This is a genomic window from Pseudomonas sp. SORGH_AS_0199 (assembly GCF_031453735.1).
GTDB lineage: Bacteria > Pseudomonadota > Gammaproteobacteria > Pseudomonadales > Pseudomonadaceae > Chryseomonas > Chryseomonas aestiva.
The window spans coordinates 3992385-4012886 of the sequence record NZ_JAVJAE010000001.1; the positions used below are offsets into that span (position 1 = coordinate 3992385).

The window sequence follows — 20502 nt, forward strand, 5'->3', positions numbered from 1 at the left end:
CTATCGACTTGCGCGCTCAGTAGCCGGCGGCGAGGGCCAGCTCGACATCCAGGCCGGCGTCGCGCATCTGCGCCAGCTTGTACCTAAGGGTACGGGCGCTGATGCCGAGGCGCTCGGCGGTCTCCTTGCGGCGGCCGCGTTCGGCCTTCAGGGTATCGAGAATCACCTGGAATTCCCGATCGCGCAGATCGGCGTCCAGCGGACGTATGTCATCGCCAATGCCTGTCGCTGGCACAGGCGCGGCGGCAGGCGTCGGGGATACCCCGGTCGGCAACCAGTGCAGCCCGAAGTCCTCGGCCTGGATCTGCTGGCCCGGTTGCAGGATCAGCGCCCGCTGCACGGCGTTGTCCAGCTCGCGCACATTGCCCGGCCAGGGGTGCTCGGCCAGGGCCTGGCGCGCGGCAGGGCTCAGGACCGGTACCGAACGATTCATCCGCGCGGCCTGGACCGCCAGCAGTCGTTCGGCCAGGGGCACGATATCGGCCGGTCGCTGGCGCAGCGGCAGCCAGGCCAGCGGAAACACCGACAGGCGATAAAAGAGGTCTTCGCGGAAGCGCCCGGCGGCCACCTCCTCCGCCAGCTTGCGGTTGCTGGTGGCCACCACGCGGATGTCCAGCGCCAGCGGCTTGCGCGCGCCGACCCGCTCCACCTCGCGCTCCTGCAAGACGCGTAACAGCTTGGCCTGCAGGCCCAGCGGCATCTCGGAAATCTCGTCCAGCAGCAGGGTACCGCCCTGGGCCAGTTCGAACTTGCCCGGCTGGGCGGCGATGGCCCCGGTGAAGGCGCCCTTCTCGTGCCCGAAGAGGATGGCCTCGAGCAGGTGATCGGGAATGGCCGCGCAATTGACCGCCACGAAGGGACCATCCGCCCGCGCCGATTGATCGTGGATGAAGCGCGCCAGCACCTCCTTGCCGGCGCCCGACTCACCGGTGATGAGCACCGTGGCCTCGCTCCGGGCCACCCGGCTGGCCAGCTCCAGCAGTTGTCGACTCTGGGGATCGGCCGCCACCGGCTGGCGAGCATCGGACAGGCGCCGTCCCTGTGGGCAGCAGCGCGCCAGGGTCTCCAGCAACAGGCGCGGCTCGAAGGGCTTGACCAGATAATCCGCCGCCCCACCGCGCATGGCTTCGACGGCGCGTTCGATGCTGCCGAAGGCGGTCATCAGCAGCACCGGCAGCGCCGGATCGCGCAGTCGGATACTGGCCAGCAATTGATGCCCGTCGATACCTGGCATGTTGACGTCGCTGATCACCAGGCCGAAGGGTTCCTCGGCCAGCGCCAGCAGCGCCGCCTCGCCGCTGTCCACGGCGCGATAGCGATAGCCACCGAGCTCCAGGGTGTCCGCCAGGGCTTCGCGCAGGGCACGGTCGTCTTCCACCAGCAGAATGGGCAGGGTCATGCCGGGATCTCCTCGCTCGCCAGCAGCGGCAGGATGAAGGTCACCAGCGTGCCGCGCCCCACCCGGGAGCGCACGTTCAGCCGCCCGCCATGGGCCTTGGCCATCGCCAGGGCGACCGGCAGGCCGAGACCGGTGCCGGTGGTCTTGGTGCTGAGAAAGGGTTCGCCCAGCCGTTGCTGGACCGCCTGCGGAATGCCGGGACCGCTGTCGCTGATCGCCAGGCACAACTCCCCGTCACGACGATGGAGATGCACCTTGAGTCGTCCCGGGCGGCCACTGCCGGCCATGGCCTGCAAGGCGTTGTGAATGAGGTTCAAGGCGGCGCCTACCAGCATGTCGCGGTTGCAGGTGAGCAGCCCAGCCTGGACATCGAGTTGCCAGCGCACGGGGCAGTCGCCGAGATGCGGGTTCGCGGCCTCGCGCAGGGCAGTGAACAACGCGGCCGGCGTCAGCCGATCCGCCAGCGGCAATTCGCCCCGGGCGAACACCAGCATGTCGCGGACCTGGTTTTCCAGTTCGTGCAGCCGTTCCTTGAGGCGGCCGGCGAAACGCTGCTGTTGCGCCAGCGCCAGACCGCCCTCCTCCAGATGGCTGGCATAGAGCAGCGCCGCGGTCAGCGGGGTCCGGATCTGATGCGCCAGCGAGGCCATGGTCCGCCCCAGTGCCGAGAGTCGTTCATGTCGTGCCAATTCGCCCTGCAGATGACGGGTTTCGGTGAGGTCGTTGAGCAGCACCAGTTGCCCCGGTTCGCCATCCAGGGAGCGGATGGCGATGGACAGGCGTCGCCCGTCGCGCAGGGACACTTCGTGGCCATCGTCATGGCGCGGCGCAAAGGCCCGCGCGATCACCGTACGCCACAGCTCACCGGCCAAGGGTTCGCCGAGCAGGGCCTCCGCCACCGGGTTGGCGTCGCGCACGCGCCCGGCGCCATCCACCACCACGATACCGGCGGGCAGCACATCGAGCAGATTCTGCAGCCGGCTGGCCAGGCGCTCCTTTTCCGCCAGCTCCTGCAGACGCTGGGCGGACACCCACTCCAGTTCGCCCTGCAGCGAATTCATCCGGGCTTCGAGCAACTGGAAGGATTCGCTCAGCTGACGCGACATCTGCCCCAAGGCTTCGCGGGCCTGTGCCGAGGCGGAGGCCTCCACGGCAGCGTCGACGGAGACGGTGGAAGAAAGGGCTTGCGCAGGCATCGGCTGGGGCTCGCGACGGACAATTGACATTATCCGGGCTGGAGCAAGACCCATGCCGCCCTGGCGTCAAATCGCCGTAGCGTGGAAAACGGCGCTGCCTTTTCCACCCACTTGCAGCGCTATAAAGTAGAGGGTGGATGAGGCTACGCCGTCATCCACCCTACCCGATACGCTAAGTATCGCTGAAGGTGCACTAGATCTCTTCGTCGAACTCGTCGTCGCGGCGACCCATGCCGTACTTGCGCATCTTCTCGACCAGGGTGGTCCGGCGGATACGCAGTCGCTCGGCGGCACGCGCCACTACGCCACCGGCATCGTCCAGCGCCTGCTGGATGAAGCTCTTTTCCAGGTTGGCCAGGTAATCCTTGAGATCCAGGCCTTCACTGGGCAATAGCGCCGAGGAAGACACCTCGAGGGTCCCGATCCCGGCCATGGCCTCGCGCTCCTGCAATTCCTCGCGCAGGGATTCCACCATGGGATCGGCTTCGTCCTCCACATAGCGGAACTTGAGCGGCAACTCGGCCACGCCGATGACGCCATAGGGATGCATGATCGCCATGCGCTCCACCAGGTTGGCCAGTTCACGGACGTTGCCCGGCCATTCGTGGCGGCACAGCGACATGATCGCCGCGGAGTTGAAGCGGATGGAACCACGCTTCTCATGTTCCATCCGGGCGATCAGTTCGTTGATCAGCAGCGGAATGTCTTCGCCCCGCTCGCGCAGCGGCGCCATGTCGATGGGGAAGACATTGAGACGATAGTAGAGGTCTTCGCGGAAGGTGCCCGCGGCGATCATCTGCTCCAGATTCTTGTGGGTCGCCGCGATGATGCGCACGTCCACGCTTTGGGTCTTGTTGCTGCCCACCCGCTCGTAGGTCCGTTCCTGCAGCACGCGCAGCAGCTTGACCTGCATGGGCAGCGGCATGTCACCGATCTCGTCGAGGAACAGGGTGCCGGTGTTGGCCAATTCGAAGCGTCCGGCGCGGCTGGTGATGGCACCGGTGAAGGCGCCCTTCTCATGGCCGAACAGTTCGCTTTCAAGCAACTCGGCGGGAATGGCGCCGCAGTTGACCGGCACGAAGGGTGCCTCGCGGCGCTTGGAGTGGAAGTGCAGGTTGCGCGCCACCACCTCCTTGCCGGTACCCGATTCGCCGAGGATGAGCACCGTGGCCTCGGTATCGGCCACCTGCTGCATCATCTTGCGCACGCCCTGAATGGCGCGGCTGGTACCCACCAGGCTGCGGAACAACTCGGGCTCGCGCTGACGCCCGCGATCCCGGGCCTGGTCGTACATCTCTCGATAGACCTGGGCGCGGTGCAGGGAGTCCAGCAGCTTGTTGTAGGCCAGCGGATACTGGAGAGAGACCAGCACGCGGCGGCGAACGTCGTCCGGCCACTCCGGCTGCGCTGATTCGCCCAGCAGCAGCAGCGGGACCATCTCGTCCCAGGCGACGACCTGCTTGAGCAGCTCGACGCTGTTGCCGCGGCTGTCGACGCGGCCGACCAGCACACAGCTGACCTGGCGACTGCTGTCGAGCGCTTCGAGGGAGGCTTGCCAATCGGAACTGGTGCAGGCGAGGTGATCTTCGCCGAGAAAATCGAGAATGACCGATACCGCCTTGCGCCGCTCGGCTTCATCGTCGATCAGAAGGATCTTGGTTTCACGCCACATGTCCCTGCCCCAATTCGGCTTGTCGGTTCGCTACGCGCAGGTGTCGCCTGCATCCAAGTGCCAACTGGTCGGCATCTTGCGCAAGTTAAGACAAATTGTGATGCGGGGTCAATTTTATGGCGGCGAAATATTCAAACTTTGAATTACCGTCCAACAGATGACAGTCAACCGAACAGTTGATAGACCTTGGCGGCCTGATTCGACTTGTTGAGCTTGGTCAGCTCCTGGGCGGTGGCGTCCCGCTCTGCCTTGCAGCCTTGCAGCAGGGAGGCATAGAGGGCAAGGAGACGCTCGAGACTGGCACGTAGGGCTACGGCCTCGTCGCCCGTGGCATACATAGCTTCGTCGACGAACAGCCGGCAATCCAGATCCAGCTCGGCGATCCGCGTCCAGTCTCCGGCCTTGAGCGCAGCGGCCATCTGCTCATAGACGAGCTCGACGCGTTCCACCGGGGTCTTTTGCATGGCGACGTTCATCGGTCGACTCCAGATCAGGGGGCAATGGCATCCCAGCCGGATTTGATCTCGCGGATCAGGCCGGATACTTCTTCCAGGATAACAGGATCATTGTTGCGGTTGGCTTCGCTGAGCCGGCGGATCATATAGTCATACAGACGATCCAGGTTTGTGGCGAGCTCGCCACCCTGCTCGAAATCCAGAACGTCCTTCAAGCCAGCGATGATGGATACCGCCTTGCCGATCAGCTCGCCCTTCTCCGGCAGCCAACCGCGTTCCAGGGCACCTTGCGCCTTGGCCAGACGATCCAGGGCGCCCTGCATGAGCATCTGGATCAGCTGATGGGGACTGGCTTCAAACACCTGCGCCTGCAGGCCGACCTGCTGGTACTGGCGCATGGCTGTCATTGCGTTCATGTCACGACCTCTATGTGTTTCCGATACTTTGTTTATCGGTCATGACGCGAAGAACTTGACCCCTTTATCGACCGGATTGGCCGAATCCGCCCACTCAGCTCTTGTTGGCGAAGGGCATGGCCGCCAGCTGCTGGGACAGCGAGGACGCGGTGCTCGACAACGACGAGTACAGCTGGTCCATGGTGTTGTATTGCTTGTAAAGACGGTCGGAGAGCGCAGTCATCCGGGTATTTAGCGTCGCGGTCTGGGCGTCGACCTTTTTCAGGGTATCGCTCAGGGAATTCGAACGCTGCTCGAGAATGCCATTGGTCATGGTATAGGGATCGAGCTTACCCTTAAGGCGCGCCGCAATCCCCTGGTCGCCTGTGAAGAAACCAGACAGGTCACTGAAATTGGAGCTGACCATCTTGCTGAGCTTGGTATCGTCCACAGCCAGGGTGCCATCTTTCTGGGTGGTGATGCCCAGGTCAGCCAGCGCCTTGACGGCGCCCGTACCCTGCAGGGTGCCAAGTTCGTTGCGGATGGTGGTCGTAAGGCCGCGAGCAGTGGCATCCCCCACCAGCGCAGCCGCGATGGGCGAACTGTTGTCCCCGACCTTCGTCACCGAGGTCTGGGTCTTGATAACGCCCATGAGCTTGTTGTAGGAATCGACGAATTTCTGAATGTTGCCCTTGACCCCCGACTCGTCCTGGCTGACGCCGACGGTCATGGGACTGTCCGCCGGGGTGGTTGCCTTGAGGGTGAAGCTCAGGCCATCGACCGCATTGCTCACCGTGTTCGAGGCACTGGTGACCTTCAGCCCATCGATGGTCATCTGGGCGCTCTTGGCCTTCGTGAGCGAATGGGCGGCAGCAGGATCAGTGGAGTCAGTGTTGCTCGGCGTGTAGGCCAGCTTGGTCAGACTCTGCTTGCCCGAACCGTCGTCACCACTCACCGCTACCGAGATATCGTTACCGTCGCCGGCCTTGGTGCTGCTCAGTACCAGTCGCGAACCCGAGTCGTCATTGACTACACTGGCACTGAGGCCCTGGCTCTGTCCGGCCTTGTTGATGGCATCACGAATGCCACTCAGAGTGTTGTTGGTGGCATCGACCTTGATATCGGCCAAGGCGGTATTACCAACCTTGATGCTGAGCGTGCCCTGGCCGAAGGTGGTGGGAGACGTCGTAGAGGTCTTGTTGTCGCTGGCAGTGGTGGTGGAAGTGGCTGGCACGGATGCCAGGGCCACTTTGCTGCTGCCCGCCAGTTGAGTGACGGCGACCTGATAACTCCCAACGCTGGCGCTGGTACTGGCCGTTGCCGTGAGGTAGTCGCTCTTCGACAGGGTGACGGCGCGCGCCTGGAAGCTGGTGGGGCTGTTGAGCGTGGTCAGCGCGGTCTGGAATTCACTGATAGCGCCCTTCAGGGAACCGATCGCGGTCAGCTGTGCGGTCGCCTTGGTTTGCGTCGCGCTCAACTGATCCTGCTTGGGTGCCTTTTCGGCGGCCACCATCTTGGTGACGATGGAATCGATGTCCAGTCCCGAGCCGCCAATCCCGCTAATACCTGCCATGTGTCTATCCCCCTGCCAACGTTACGTCGTCGCCTCTGCGTTCAGGTAGCCTGATACAAGTTTCGCGCCAACTAGGCTTCGGCCTTGAACATCAGGCTGCGCATGTCATCCAGCTGCTTGGCCAACTTGAGCACTTCTTCGCTGGGCATCTGCCGGATGAGCTTGCCGGATTCGCCGTCCAGTACTTTGACCACCACCTCGCCGGTAGAGTCATCGATACTGAAATCGAGGTTGCGGTGGTCTTCCTGGAATTTCGACTTCAGCTTCGACAGGGCACCATCCACATTGCCGTCTTCCGGCTTCTCGGCCTTGTCACCGTCCGCCTTGCTGGCCTGGGAAACCGGCTTGATCGTGGAGTCCGCCGTGGGCTCCGAAGCACTGAAGGACGTCGCGGCCGCAGGGCTCGATTGAGCGCCATAAGGCCTTACCGCTGAAAAACCCGTTGTCTTGACGATGTCCATTGTAATGTCCTCACAACGCATGAAAGGGAGAAGGGGCGTCCCCCTTCTCCCTGCCTAGACCGATCTCCGCCCTTACTGGAGCAGGCTGAGAACCGACTGCGGCAGCTGCTTGGCCTGAGCCAGGATCGCGGTACCGGCCTGTTGCAGCACCTGGTTCTTCGACAGGTTCGCGGTTTCCGCGGCGTAGTCGGTGTCCTTGATGCGGCTACGGGCGGAGGTGGCGTTCTCCGAGATGTTGGTCAGGTTGCTGATGGTGTTGTCGAAGCGGTTCTGCACCGCACCGAGGTCGGCGCGCTGGGAGTCGATATTGGCCAGGGCCTGATCGATCACGGACAGGGCCTTCTGGGCGCCGTCGGCGGTGGAGATGTCGACGGTAGAAACCTGACTGAGCTGAGACTTGGTGGCCCCGAACAACTGGGCGGTGTCACCAGTCATCGCGAAGGTCGTTGGCGAGTCCAGCTTGATGTAGCCCATCGCTTGACCGCCATTGGCGCGGACATCCACCGGGCCGCTGAAACTGCCGTCGGACTTCTGCGAGGAGACACTGATGGCACCCGCAGCATTACCGGTATCCTTGCCAAAGGTTACGTTCTCACCAGTGGCTGAGGTAATCGTCAGCTTCTTAAGTTGGTCGTCGTAGTTGGCGGTGACGCCCAGCTTAGCGGCGTTCGCATTGATCTGGTCAGCCATGTCCTTGGTACTAGCCACACCGACCAGATTCAGCGAGTTGCTGCCAACGTTCATGGTCATGTTGGCTGCACCACTGGAGATGCTGTCAGTGACGGTCAGCACAGTACGCGCCGAGGCAGCCAGGCCGGGAATCTGGCCATTCATTTTGCCAGCGATGGTCTTAGCAGTGTCACCTGCAGCGTAGACTACGTCCTGGCTCTTGCCACCACCCACCAAGGTTACGGTGCCACCGGAAGCCAACGCATTGCCGCTACCAGCAACGGCACTACCTGCGGAGGTGCTGGCACCGGAGCCGACCTGGTTCGAACCCAGCGCAGTAGCCGAGGTGTCCTTCAGGGTGACGTCGATGGTTTCGTAGGCGTTGGCGCCGATCTGGAAGCTGGTGGTGCCGAAGGAACCGTCCAGCAGCTTGCGGCCACCGAAGGTGGTGGTCTGGGCGATACGGGTCAGTTCGTTCTGCTGCGCGGTCACTTCCTTCTGCAGGGCAGAACGGTCAGCGTCGCTGTTGGAGCCGTTGGCGGACTGCACGGCCAGGTCGCGGATACGCTGCAGGATGTTGGTGGACTGCTGCATGGCGCCTTCAGCGGTCTGCGACAGGGAAATACCGTCGTTAGCGTTGCGAGTCGCCTGGTTCAAGCCGTTGATCTGGTTGGTCAGACGGTTGGAGATCTGCAGACCGGCGGCATCGTCCTTGGCGCTGTTGATACGGCTACCGGTGGACAGGCGCTGCATCGAGGTGGCCAGCGAGCTGGACGCGTTCTGCAGGTTGCGCTGGGTGTTCAGGGAAGGGATGTTGGTATTGACGGTAAGTGCCATGGTGGCGTCTCCAGTTGAACCTTGTGTGCCTGAGCATGCGAATGGGACCTGCTTGCTCAGACGCCCCTGTATTTCGCATTCAAGATATTTATCGGTACCTGCTGTCAAACCTTTAGGATTTTTCCGCGATTTTCTTCAGCAGAAGCTTGACAGGTGGTGACATACCGATTCGTGCATACTGGTTATCGACCGAACCCGTAAATTATTTAGCCCCTTAGCGACGCTCACCCTGGCAGATCGGGTTACAAGGGACGCATCCGCCTACACACTCACGCCTCGCAGCTTCTTGGTAGCGGCAACGAGCTCGTATGAGGCCGTGCTCCAGTCAGTCAGGCAACCAGGCCGCTCGCCATGCCTCGAGATTTCTTCCCTCAAGCATCCAATCACGATGAATGTGCTGGCGAAGGCTGGCCCCCAATGCACGGGCCCCCTCGATATCGGCCAGATGATCGCGAATAGCAGCTAGCCAGTCTTTATATCTATTGCGTACCAGGGTAACGGGAAGACCGCACCTATAGGGCTCTATGTCAGTAGCTACAACGGGGAAACCACAGGCGCCGAGCTCCAACAGCCGCAAATTGCTCTTGCACTCATTGAAGGCGTTGATTTCGAGCGGGGCGATGGCTAGATCCAAATCGAGACTGGCGAGCTTCGCGGGAAATTCCTCGATTTCGACTCCATAATGGAATTCATGGGGTGGCGCACCCGGTGGGCTCATACCAAGAAACACCCACTCCACCTCGTCGGCCAAGGCCTTCATGACATCCACCACGATCTGCAGATCTCCTGTATGACTGGTGCCGCCTGCCCAACCGACCCTTGGGCGACCTTCGCGCCGCTTGCCTTGTAGTTCTCCCCACCAAGGGACAGGCAATCGATTGGGAACAACGCGAATGTCCGCATTAAATCCGCGCATCGCCTCAGCCAAGGGTTCCGTGGAGACCGTCATTCGATCCGCGATGGCTAATCCGTTACGCAGAGCTCTCGCGACCTGGGAAGGCTGGAAAGACTCACGATGTATGCTTTTGAGCGGGAGGTTACCCAGTAGATCGTCCAGGTCGTACACGAGAAAGGACGAGGTATAGCGCTTGATAGCCTGCATTTCCTCGATCTGCGGCACGGAGAGCTGGCGCTGTACGATGATGCTGTCTGCCTGAATGCGTCCCTGGTTGGCTGCGTGCAGGTAGCGGAACTGCACGTTGGAATCGATCTGCAGGGCGGCTTCCATCGCTCGCTGCGGCTGGATCAAGCGGTAGTGACCGCAGCCCCAGCGATCGCCGGGCATGACCTGGATTACCGGCAGCGGACGCCAGGACAGTGGTCGCCATAAGTTTTCGGGTTCGACTTCCACTGCGAAGTCCGCCTTGTCCAGAGCTAGACTTGGGTTATAGGCGGGATCATTGGCCAGGACGGGTAGCCACTGCTCGTAGAGTCTCGACTCGGCCCGCGTCCACGCCGACACCTCTGGGCTCTGCTCCGACTCCCAACCGAGACGGGCGTGGGGCGTCCAGACCACAAGATAGCCGGCCTGACCAACCTTGAGACAGAACTCGACATCGGCGAACGGCTGGGTGGCGAAGGAACCGCAATCAGGGATGGCATGAAATATCTCCGCCCGCACCAATAGACAACGACCGCTCACGGCACTGAAGTTTTGCACCACCTGCTGCCGGTAGAGATAGCCTGCGCGGTCATCGGGTTCACCCAGGAAGAGGCTGCTGGCAGGACCACGCAGTCCGAGTACCAGCCCGGCCATGGCTACTTTGCCCTCACGATCCAGAAGCTTGGCGCCTACCACCCCGACCTCCGGGCGTCGCGCCTGATTGACCAGCTCATCCAGCCAAGAGGCCTTGATGCTGAGACAACCTGCACTGAGCCAGAGCAGGTATTCGCCCTTGGCAGCCCGAGCCAGGGCCTGAGCTCCGTCAGCGGGGATGACCCGCAAATGCTCCAAGCCCAGCGTCACCAGCTCGTCTAGCCAGCAGCCGGTATCGACCGCGACGTTCGAAGGCCGCCCGACAAGGATCTCGTAACGTGGATAGGCGGTGCCTCCCAAGACAGACTCCAGGCAGCGACCCAGCTCTTCGAGCGAACCCCTGGCTTCAATCAAAATGGAAACCAGCGGTTGGTGATCGCTCTGGTAGTGAATACGGCTGACACATGGAAGAGCACCAGCGCTGATCTCCGCCTGCACACCCAGGCGCGCCAGGTGCGCGCGGACGATGCCATGGGTCGCCGCCGGTTCGCACTGTTGCAGCCAGTCGGGAAAGGTCTGTCGCGAGTGGTGGAATACTTCGGGTAGATGGGCGATGGCCGTGACACCCTGGCGCTCGACCACCTGCAGCAACACGTCTTGGACCAGTGCCACGCCAGGCGCGGTGACGCTGGATGAGGACGCCAGCAACGCCTCGCGACTCATGGCCAGCAGAGAGCCGGTGTAGGGATAGCTGCGTAGCAGATCGAGATTGAAGCCAGGTCTGAAGATCGGACACTCGAGACCACTATCGGCAAGATGATCTTCGTCGCAATAGCAAGCATGTATGCCACCGGAGACAAGGATACGCTCAGCCAAACGCAACAATGTTTCGGGCTCTAGGTGGCTACCCGCTGGAAGCTTCAGCGACCAGTGCGCCTCACTGCTCGCCAGCGCTTCCTGCCAGTCCGACAGCTCGTTGGCCGAAGCCACCACCAGTGCGGTACTGAAGTTGGGATAATGCTGCTCAGCCAGCGATGCCAGGGTAGAGCTGGCTTCCGTCGGACTGCCGACGATCACTACCAAGAAATGCAGCTGAGCATTTTGGATCAGTGCCTGGCGATAGATTTCAAGGCGCGTCGCGCTGGAGCGCCGATCAGCCAGCCACTGCGCATGGCTCCGATCAACCTCAGCCGCCGTAGGCACCTCACCCGAATCGGTATCGGCATTACAGAACACATTGGCGGGTGAGCCCGTCATCTTGAGACCTCTTGCTGGTTAGCTTCTGCTCCAGTCAAGAAATCGGCAGCAGAAGGTGGATGGCCGAGACAAGCAAGAAGCTAACCAAACTCGAACCCCAAGCTTCCGGGTCGGCACTGCGACACAATCGCAAGGAAACCCCCTGAAGGCCGGCCCTCGCCTTGGGGATCTAGGTTGTCAAAGGCCGGCAGCGCAGCCCCTGGTACTACAAAGATAGGCACGTCCGCCAAGGCTCGAGAGTAGAAGGAGGCTAAGCACCTGCCAGTGGCGGGCTAACATCTCCTAGCCTGGCAACCAGTCTCGTTTCCAACTTCTCAAATTGGCACCCTCCAATAGCCAGTCACGTTGCACGGCTTCTCGCAGCCGCTGCCCCTGGATGAAGGCCGCGTCCAAATCCACCAGATGAGCGCGGATCGCCTCCAGCCATTGCGTCGGCTCGTTGGCGACCCGTTGTACAGGGAGGTCTCCCCGGTATGGCGCGATATCCGATGCAATCACCGGATAGCCACAGGCTCCCATCTCCAATAGGGCGCAGGTTGCTCTTACACTCGTTGAAATCGTTCGCCAGCAAGGGCGCAAGCGCGATGTCGAGGTCGAGACCTGCGAGCTTCCCTGGATAATCCTCAATCGGCACGGGAGCGTGGAACTCGTCGATCTTGGCCACTGCGGGCCGGATTCCGAGGAATACCCATTCGACCTCCTGCCCGAGTGTCTGTATCACTTCCTCGATTATCGCCAAATCCAGCCTATGACCAGCGTTGCCGGCAAAACCGATCCGTGGCCGCCCTTGGCGTCGCCGATTACTGACAAGGGAGCCCCAATGGGCAGCGGGAAGTCGGGTAGGTACCACGCGTACGTCGTGATGCCGGCCCTCCAGCCGATTCGCCAGCGCAGGGGTAGAGACGACCACACGATCGACGTTGGCGAGTGCTCTTTCCAAGTCGGCAACGGCTGGTGCCCCAGTCGCCGCTCCCTTACCTGCAGCAGGCGAATCGGCGAGCCAATCGTCCATGTCGTAAATGACAAAGGCGTCCGTGGCCCGCCTTAGGGTCTGCAACGCATCCATTTGCAAGGGCTGGTGCTCACGCTGGACGACCACCACGTCAGCTGCGATACCGGCCAACAGTACAGGCGACTTCGGCCGCTCGGTGATGATGCCCTCGATTTCGAGCGCCTGTTCCAATGCTCGGAAGGGTTGCAGCACACGGTAATAAGCACATCCCGCCGACTGACCCGGCACGATCTGGACGACCGGTAGCGGCCGCCACGCCAGGGGTCGCCAAAGATGCTGCGACTGGGTCTCCAGTTCGAAATCCAGGCCCTCACGGCTGAAGTTACGATTGTAAGCAGCATCGTCGACCAGCTTCGGCAGCCATTGTTCGTAGAGCCCCGGAGAGACCTCGTCGAGCATGGCCCCACGATACTCCTGTTCCTGCCAGAGCAATTTCGCGTAGGGCGTCCAAACCAGCAGATAGCCGGCCTGCGTAAGTTTCAGGCTCAACTCGACATCAGCGCCTCGCTGCCCCCAGGCGAGGTCAGCCAGGCCATCGATTTCAGCGAACGCTGCCTTCTTGAGCAGCAGGCATCTTCCGTCTAGGGCGCTGAGATTCTGGGCAACCTGAAGACGATGCAGATAGCCGCCATTCTGATCGGACTCGCCCCTGAACAGGCAATCGGCAGCACCCCGTAGACCCAGTACCAGCCCGGCCGATACGATGCGGTCGTCGGGCCCGACGAGTTTTGCACCCACCGCCGCGACCTCATCGCGGCGCCCCTGCGCCAGCAGCTCCAGAAGCCAGTCAGGATCTGTGGCGAGACAGGCAGCGTCGAGCAGCACGAGGTACTCACCCTCCGCCGATTCAATCGCCTGGCTCAGCGGTGCGCGTACGACCCGGATCAACGGCTCACCCATCGCCTCGATTTCCATCAACCAGGCGCGCAACTCGGGCTCCGCTTGCGATGACTCCACCAGATGGATCTGGTAATTGACGCCGCGCGTCTGTAATAGACTTTCCAGGCAGCGAGTGACCTGGGACAGCGGCCCGCGGGCATCTACGAGCAAGGACACCAGGGGGTTGCCTGGCCATACCAGGCGGATGCGGTTGACGAACGGCAGACGACAAGACTCCACCTGAGCGGCCAGGCCCAGCCGTTGAAGATGGGCCTGCACGATGCCGCGTCCGACTGAAGGATCGACTTGCTCGGCCAGCCAGGCTGCATAGCTTTGGCGACTGTGATGGAGGATAGCGGAGAGATGACCAATGGCCGTCACCCCATCCCGTTCAACGCTCTGGAATAGAATATCGGTGAAGATGGCTTCGCCAGTACAGGGCACACTGGGGACCGTAACCAGCAGCGCGTCACGACTCACCAGCAACAGCGAGCCCGTATAGTTGTAGCTGCGGAGCAAGTCCAGATTGAAATCCGGCTTGAACACGGGATTGGCAGGCCCCTGGGCGGTCAGCTCGTCCTGGTCGACGTATAGCGCCTTAAGGCGCGGGTTCAGGGAAATGGCTTCGGCCGCCAGCAGTAATAGATCGGTCGCTACCTCATCGCCATTGGGTAGCAGCACGAACCATTGGCAACGACTGGCATGTGCCAGCGCCTGCCATGGCGTCAGGTAGTCCGTCGCTTCCGGCAGGAAGGACGCCTGGGTAAGTGGATAGTGCTGCCGCGCCAGACTGGCCAGGGTCCGTTCGTCCTCCCCTGCTCCACCGAACACCACTACCTCGAAGTGCAGCGGCCGCTCTCCCACCACCAGCGCCTGCTCGTACAGGCGCAGCCGGGTACCCTGCAGCGCACGTTCGCCCAGCCACCGCTGATACTGCTGGTTCAGACGATCAGCGCCCACGTGATGCTCGCTACGTGCCTGGGTGAGTTCGATGAAGCGATCGAGCTGCCGCCAGAAGCCATGTTCGAGCCTCGCATAACGCGCCATGGCATCGGCCAGCCCCCCTTGAGCAACCTCCAGTGCTTGAGGCGCGTCGAACATGGCGAAGCCACCGGAACCTATGTAGCTCTGGTCCAGAAAGGTCTCATCAATGCCTCCTTCCCGCATGAACAGCACCGGACAGCCGCATAGAATTGCTAGGACACAGGTCATGGACCATTCGTACGTGTAGAGAACCTCAGCGCCTCGGAGCAGCTGCGCCAGCCTGGGCAGGGGAAGCGGCTCGTGCATCGACAATTCCTGGACGTCCAGGGGGAATCGGCTGAAGTCCACCTGATCGAGCGGATAGCGATGGCGATAGAGATAGCGGCCCAGGCGCGTACCGCAACCATTGGCATTGAACAGCACGGTGTTGATGCAAGGGACGTCGAGAAAGCCATCCGCACGCTCGCCGGGATCTCGGACGAGGACCGGGCCGGCATATATCCTCAGGTCGTCGCTGCCTGCCTCCATACCTCGACCGGTCAGGGCACCCTCGAAATTGAGCAGGTAGCGCACCACGACATCTGCGCCAGCCGGGTTACCACTGACCACCTCTGGATAGATAACGATGGGAACCTTGCCCAGTTGTCGATGGCTATCCACCAGTTCCTGGCTCACCCGCGGAGTCTTCAGGTTGGGGTTGACCTGATTGCAGCTCATCACATAGGCATCTCGCCCGTGGATGTTAAGGGTGTGACAGAGGTAATGCAGGCAGGCTACCCCGGCCGAGGAATCGCGGAAATCTGGCGCATAGATGTAATAGGGATGCCCCAGCCCAAGGTGCATTTGGTGGAGCCTGCTGTCTGTCGGTACGCCCGCCATCGATGAGAAACTCATGCGCGGTCCTTCCTGGATTCCACATTGAACAAAGAAAGCGAAGTCGGCCTGTAGAAGCCTGTGACAGCCTCCGTGACTTGCCGTACCTGCTCGTGGGTCAAGTCCGAGAACAAGGGCAGCCTGAGGATGCGATCGGAGATGTCATGGGTGACCGGCAGCTCCCCGGACGCTCGGCCAAAACGTTGGCCGCCGGGAGAGTCGTGCAACGGGACGAAGTGGAACACCGCACTAATACCCAGCGCCTGTAGATGAGCGATCAGCGCCCGCCGCTCTTCGCTGTCCCGGGTGAGAACGAAGAAGATGTGGGCATTGGCCGAGGCATCGCCGCGATAGGTGGGCAGTGTCAGAAACGCATCGCGCTCCAGCGGCAGCAGGGCCTGGTAATAGTATTCGTAAAGCTCCCGACGATGAGCGTTGATCCGCTCGCCATGCTCGAGCTGGGCGAAGAGGAAGGCTGCCGTCAGTTCGCTTGGCAGAAACGATGAACCCATGTCGACCCAGGTGTATTTGTCTACCTCGCCGCGGAAGAACGCCTTACGATTGGTGCCCTTCTGCCAAATGATCTCGGCGCGCTCGATCAGGCTCTCGTCGTTGATCATCAACGCTCCACCCTCGCCAGCGATGATGTTCTTGGTCTCGTGAAAGCTCAGGCAGCCCATGTCGCCTATGGTACCCAGCGACTGGCCTTCGTTCTTGACGAGGATGGCCTGAGCCGCATCCTCGATCAGCCGTAAGCCATGGCGTACGCAGAGGGCCTTGAGCGTGTACATCGCGCAGGATTGACCAGCGTAATGCACCGCGACGACGGCCTTGGTACGCGGTGTGATGGCTGCCTCGACCAGGCGCTCATCGATGTTGAGGGTATCCGGGCGAATATCCACGAATACCGGTACTGCTCCGCGCAGGACGAAGGCATTGGCTGTAGAGACGAAGGTGAACGAAGGCATGATGACTTCGTCTCCGGGACCGATCCCAGCCAGAATCGCGGTCATCTCCAGAGCCGCCGTGCAGGAGTGAGTCAACAGGACCTTCCGGCAACCGAGCTGCTCTTCAAGCAAGGCCTGGCAGCGCTTGGTGAACTCGCCGTCACCAGCAATGGAACCATTCATTACCGCTTGGGCGATGTAGAACAGCTCCTTGCCCATGATGAATGGCTTCGCGAAGGGGATACGCGCTCGTGACATGAGGTCTCCCAGAATGGAGTAGATCGAATGCCACGAGCGGCGCTAGCGCTCTCGAGCTTCCGACATGGAATCTGCAATGCCTTCGTTGCAAGAACCAGACCCGCCAGTTTTTCGACGCATAGTGTTCAGCCCTGACCACTCCGGTAAAGGCGATGCTCCGTGGGCTGGTAGTAGTCATCCAGCGAAGCCACCACCCGAGTGTAGTAGCCCAATAGCTGACGACTGCGTTCTGGCAGGCCGTCTAGCAGAGTGGCGTCCAGGGCACGACAATAATCGATCTGCTGTTTTATCCAGGGACGGGTGAACTGGTGATTGATCGCCAGACGATCACGGCTACTGCGGTTGGTCCCCGCCGCGTGCCACAACGTCGAATCGAACACGATGGCATCGCCGGCGGCACAGATCACAGGCCGCGCCCAACGCCGGCAGAACTCTTCCAAAGGAGCTATCTCGCGCTGATGAGTTGCAGGAACCACTAGGGTCGCGCCATTTTCTGCGGTGAAGGCGTCGATGGCGATCATGACGTTCAGCGATGCCCGATAACCGTTGAGATAGCGCGGGAAGTCCTGATGGAAACGATACTGGAAGACATCCGCGTCAGGCTCGCTGGTAGGCGGCAGCAGCAAGCCATTCTGCAGGTGAAGAATGGCTGTGCTCCCCATGAGTTCATCTACAAGCGTGAGCAGGATGGGCAACTCCAACAGCTCGGTGAAGACCGGATCGAACCTCATCATCAGCCGTAGGACGCCCACTTCCCTGGCTCTTTCCAGGCGAAACCGCCCCACCTCTTCCTCGATTCGATCCCGCACCCTGTAGAGACCTTCGCTCATGCGCGCTAGCAACCGTGGGGGGACCACGGCAGGCACGACAGCGTACCCCTGGGTATCAAGTAGAATCTTGAGCTCGTCGATGTCGAGCGTGCTTGTTTTCATGGGCGATTACTCTTCCAGACGCGCCAGACCGAACCCGTGACGACCATAGCCGTTACCGTTGTACAGCATGTAGAGGACGCCTTCAGCCGCGAAAACGCAGGGATAGGTCTGGCTCTCACCCTCCCATGCGCCGACCGGTCCAAGCCAATGGAGTCGCTGGTCCAGCCGTTCCCAGTTCGTTCCATCAGCTGATTCGGCATACCCCAGCCGATACCCCTGGGACGACCGAATGGCATACCAGAGCCGGTACCGGCCCTGAGGGTCGATCAGGACGCAGGGTCGGGAAAGGCCCAGCTCGCCCTCACGCAACGGCAACACCACCGCGCCCGAGCGTTGCCAGGAAAGGCCATCCACCGACTCGGCATACTTGATGACGTGCTGCATGCTTTCTGGCTGGGCTCCCCAGGCGAGGTTCGAGCCGTACCACATACGCCAGCGGGAATGCTGGGCGTCCCACAGCACCCAGGGATAGGAAAGGGAAAAGGGATCAGCTTCGCTGCGGTCGAGAATGGGTACTCGTCCTACCCGCTCGAGGAGATACTCCCCCTGGCCACGGGCGAGCCCGATGAAGTTGCGCCAAGGGACGCTGACACTCAGGTTCCAGCCGACATAAAAGCACCACAGCTCCGCGTCACGGACGACGATATTGCCCAGCGAAACGCCATCCTCGTCAAAATGTCCTTCTTTGCCAGGGAGAAGCACCGGGTGTTCGCTTAACGAGATCACCTCATTTGTGGCAAGCCGCCAGTCCAGCCAGGCAATTCCGGAGCGCCTACGCTCATCACGGAAGTTGAAGTAAATCCGGTACAGGTCGGAATGGGGAAGTTTTATCGCTTGGGGATTGGCGGCATGGCTGAATAGCCAGGAACGCTGCCGATCCGGAACGAACACTGATCCGAGCCGACGCCAGCGCTGTTCACTCATGCTCGACCTTGAAGTAGCGCTTGGCTCCAGCAACATTGGTGGCGGCGACGCCCTTCGCGATCTGATCGGTGGCGACGCTGCGGGTGACCAGCGCACCGGCTCCCACCAGAACATCGTCGGCCAAAGCGACATCATTGACCAACGTTGCATTGACTCCGATGAACTGGTGATCGCCGATCCGGCAATTGCCGGAAATCACTGCCTGGGACGCGACGAACACGTGGTTGCCAATGACCGAATGGTGACCTATGTGGTTACCGCTCCACAGTACTACGTTGTCGCCCAAGGTCACGAACGGTTGCACCGTATTGTTCTCAAAGATGAAGCAATGCTCACCAACTACCACATTACGCCATACAAAAGCATTGGAACTGATATAACTCGCCGCTAGGAAGCCCATGGCCTTGGCTTCTCTATAGAAACGTTCGCGGGTGCGATTCAACTGGCCGTACGTGATGGCAGCGTAGAAGTGAGGCCGGGTAGCAGTATCGGAAAAATATTCGGTCAGCCTATCAAAGGGAATGACCGGCAAACCGAACTTCTCCGAGCTGCGCAAATAGTCCTGATCGACGCTGAACGCAACGACATGGTACGAAGAATCATGAGTAAAGTATTCATAGGCTATATCAGCGAACAGCCCGTCGCCGATGATGACCAACGGAATCTCCATGCGTCACACCCTTTTATCATTGGTCCGCATTGCCAGAGAGCATCAAATGGCCCCTTCTCACGACTTCCTTACGAGCACCGTAAATTCGTATAAATCATAATCATGAAGCAGCGCGACATTTTTCGCAAAATGCCTCTTGCAATGATCGAAGAAAAACAGCGGGTCACCGTAATAGAGATCGGCGCGCTGACGGTCAAGGTCGGAATAGATGCTGAGGCAATTGAAGGCGAATCCCCGACTACTGTTGCTGTCAAGCTCCTCCAACATGGACAGTACATAGGCATGCCAATCGGTTACGGATGCCGTCTGACGGACGTTGAACACTCCGCTGGCCACCGAGTAGTGGGCAGGCCCTGCACAGCTGCGCTTGACCTCGAACTGGGCATTACCGGCTCCGGGATGAGCGTTCCGCGCTGCTGCGATCATGCCCGCTGAGAGATCGGTACCCCGGTAGCTCAGCGGGATGCTCAATGTGTTCAAATAATCGTAGTAGGCTCCATAGCCGCAGCCCAGGTCATTTAGCGATATCGGCTCCTGCCCGGCTTCGCCAATGATCTTGGCCAACTGATGGAACCTGATCTGCTGCGACTCGTGACCATTCCAGTCCACCCCTCGGGGAGTGGCACCGAACTCACTGATCTTCCTCGAATAATATCTTTCCGTCGCCCCCTCGAGAGCCTGCAGAACCTCAGTCATGCGAGCTCCTTTTGCAAATAAGCGGCAGCGGTTTCTCCAGTATTGAGCAGCAGGTCCAAGATACTGACGGCCGATTCGAATCCACCGTGCAACTGTGCGTATGCTGGATAGCCAGCATAATCAAAATACTCGACGCCTATGTTTCGCCTTTCAAAGAGGTCGTGCTGCAAATAAACCTTGGCAGCGGGGCCCGAAATGTAGGTATTGGCTTTCAAGGCTACGCAGAGGTTGACGAGATTCTCGGTACGGCCGGACACGCTTGGAAAACTCGATGAAAAGATCAGTGGCGTAGGGATACCGAGCAAACGACATATGCCGCTGAGCAAAAGCTGGTTGACATCGGAGAGTCGCTCCAGAGGCTGGCACTGGGCATAGAGCTCTTCTAGGCGATTTGCCATAGCCGCAAAGCCCGCAGCTTTGCGATAGCTAGTGCTTATGGTCTGCCAGTGCTTTGCGGACCAGTCGCGGTCACTAACCTCTACATCTTGGATTCTCTGGGTAAAGCGACCACGGCTCTTCACTGGAATACTTAACCAATGCAGCCCCTGTGCAGTCCTGATCAGATTGCGGTTACGCCAATCCCGTCGAGTAAACTGGACATCATCATACAGCACAAATACATCAGCACTTCGGATCAGATCAAAATAGCCGCGCCAAGGAATGTAATTGGACTGGACGATGGCCACTTTCGTCATTAATCGAACCCCATAATAATAA

General features: G+C 60.6%; 16 protein-coding genes. All 16 read right to left on the reverse strand.

The annotated features are described in order from the left end of the window. Window positions 1-16 precede the first annotated feature (16 nt). A complete protein-coding gene (locus tag QE444_RS18715) occupies window positions 17-1399 on the reverse strand; it encodes a sigma-54 dependent transcriptional regulator (protein WP_273861448.1) in 1383 nt (460 codons plus the stop codon). After that, window positions 1396-2595, reverse strand: coding sequence for a PAS domain-containing sensor histidine kinase (locus QE444_RS18720; RefSeq protein WP_273861447.1), 1200 nt, complete (start codon window positions 2593-2595; stop codon window positions 1396-1398). The genes QE444_RS18715 and QE444_RS18720 overlap by 4 nt, the downstream gene beginning before the upstream one ends. Window positions 2596-2788: 193 nt before the next feature. Then, window positions 2789-4267, reverse strand: coding sequence for a sigma-54 dependent transcriptional regulator (locus tag QE444_RS18725; RefSeq protein WP_309740791.1), 1479 nt, complete (start codon window positions 4265-4267; stop codon window positions 2789-2791). 164 nt (window positions 4268-4431) lie between these two features. After that, a complete protein-coding gene (locus tag QE444_RS18730) occupies window positions 4432-4743 on the reverse strand; it encodes a flagellar protein FliT (RefSeq protein ID WP_133862436.1) in 312 nt (103 codons plus the stop codon). Window positions 4744-4757: 14 nt separating this feature from the next. After that, entirely contained in the window at window positions 4758-5138 is a 381-nt protein-coding gene (gene fliS, locus QE444_RS18735; RefSeq protein ID WP_026083956.1) for a flagellar export chaperone FliS, read from the reverse strand. 94 nt (window positions 5139-5232) lie between these two features. Continuing rightward, window positions 5233-6690: a flagellar filament capping protein FliD gene (gene fliD, locus QE444_RS18740; RefSeq protein WP_309740801.1), complete on the reverse strand. Its 1458-nt coding sequence runs from the start codon at window positions 6688-6690 to the stop codon at window positions 5233-5235. A gap of 71 nt (window positions 6691-6761) precedes the next feature. Beyond that, window positions 6762-7151 carry a flagellar protein FlaG gene (locus QE444_RS18745; protein WP_309740802.1) on the reverse strand — a complete coding sequence of 130 codons (390 nt, stop codon included), beginning with the start codon at window positions 7149-7151 and terminating at the stop codon, window positions 6762-6764. A gap of 72 nt (window positions 7152-7223) precedes the next feature. After that, the gene (locus QE444_RS18750) at window positions 7224-8657 is read right to left on the reverse strand and encodes a flagellin (protein WP_309740805.1); all 1434 of its coding nucleotides are present in this window, start codon (window positions 8655-8657) and stop codon (window positions 7224-7226) included. A 325-nt stretch (window positions 8658-8982) separates the two neighbouring features. Next, a complete protein-coding gene (locus tag QE444_RS18755) occupies window positions 8983-11610 on the reverse strand; it encodes a hypothetical protein (RefSeq protein ID WP_309740808.1) in 2628 nt (875 codons plus the stop codon). Window positions 11611-11950: 340 nt separating this feature from the next. Further along, window positions 11951-15379, reverse strand: coding sequence for a hypothetical protein (locus QE444_RS18760; RefSeq protein WP_309740810.1), 3429 nt, complete (start codon window positions 15377-15379; stop codon window positions 11951-11953). Next, entirely contained in the window at window positions 15376-16563 is a 1188-nt protein-coding gene (gene rffA / locus QE444_RS18765) for a dTDP-4-amino-4,6-dideoxygalactose transaminase (protein ID WP_183629122.1), read from the reverse strand. The genes QE444_RS18760 and rffA overlap by 4 nt, the downstream gene beginning before the upstream one ends. A gap of 125 nt (window positions 16564-16688) precedes the next feature. Beyond that, window positions 16689-17495 carry a phytanoyl-CoA dioxygenase family protein gene (locus QE444_RS18770; RefSeq protein WP_273861440.1) on the reverse strand — a complete coding sequence of 269 codons (807 nt, stop codon included), beginning with the start codon at window positions 17493-17495 and terminating at the stop codon, window positions 16689-16691. A 6-nt stretch (window positions 17496-17501) separates the two neighbouring features. Further along, complete coding sequence (locus QE444_RS18775) at window positions 17502-18419, reverse strand: hypothetical protein (protein WP_273861439.1); 918 nt, start codon at window positions 18417-18419, stop codon at window positions 17502-17504. Beyond that, window positions 18412-19089: an acetyltransferase gene (locus QE444_RS18780; RefSeq protein WP_183629117.1), complete on the reverse strand. Its 678-nt coding sequence runs from the start codon at window positions 19087-19089 to the stop codon at window positions 18412-18414. Before QE444_RS18780 ends, QE444_RS18775 begins: the two co-directional genes overlap by 8 nt. A gap of 57 nt (window positions 19090-19146) precedes the next feature. Beyond that, the gene (locus tag QE444_RS18785) at window positions 19147-19785 is read right to left on the reverse strand and encodes a class I SAM-dependent methyltransferase (protein WP_309740821.1); all 639 of its coding nucleotides are present in this window, start codon (window positions 19783-19785) and stop codon (window positions 19147-19149) included. Further along, complete coding sequence (locus QE444_RS18790; protein ID WP_309740823.1) at window positions 19782-20480, reverse strand: WbqC family protein; 699 nt, start codon at window positions 20478-20480, stop codon at window positions 19782-19784. Before QE444_RS18790 ends, QE444_RS18785 begins: the two co-directional genes overlap by 4 nt. Window positions 20481-20502: the final 22 nt, after the last annotated feature.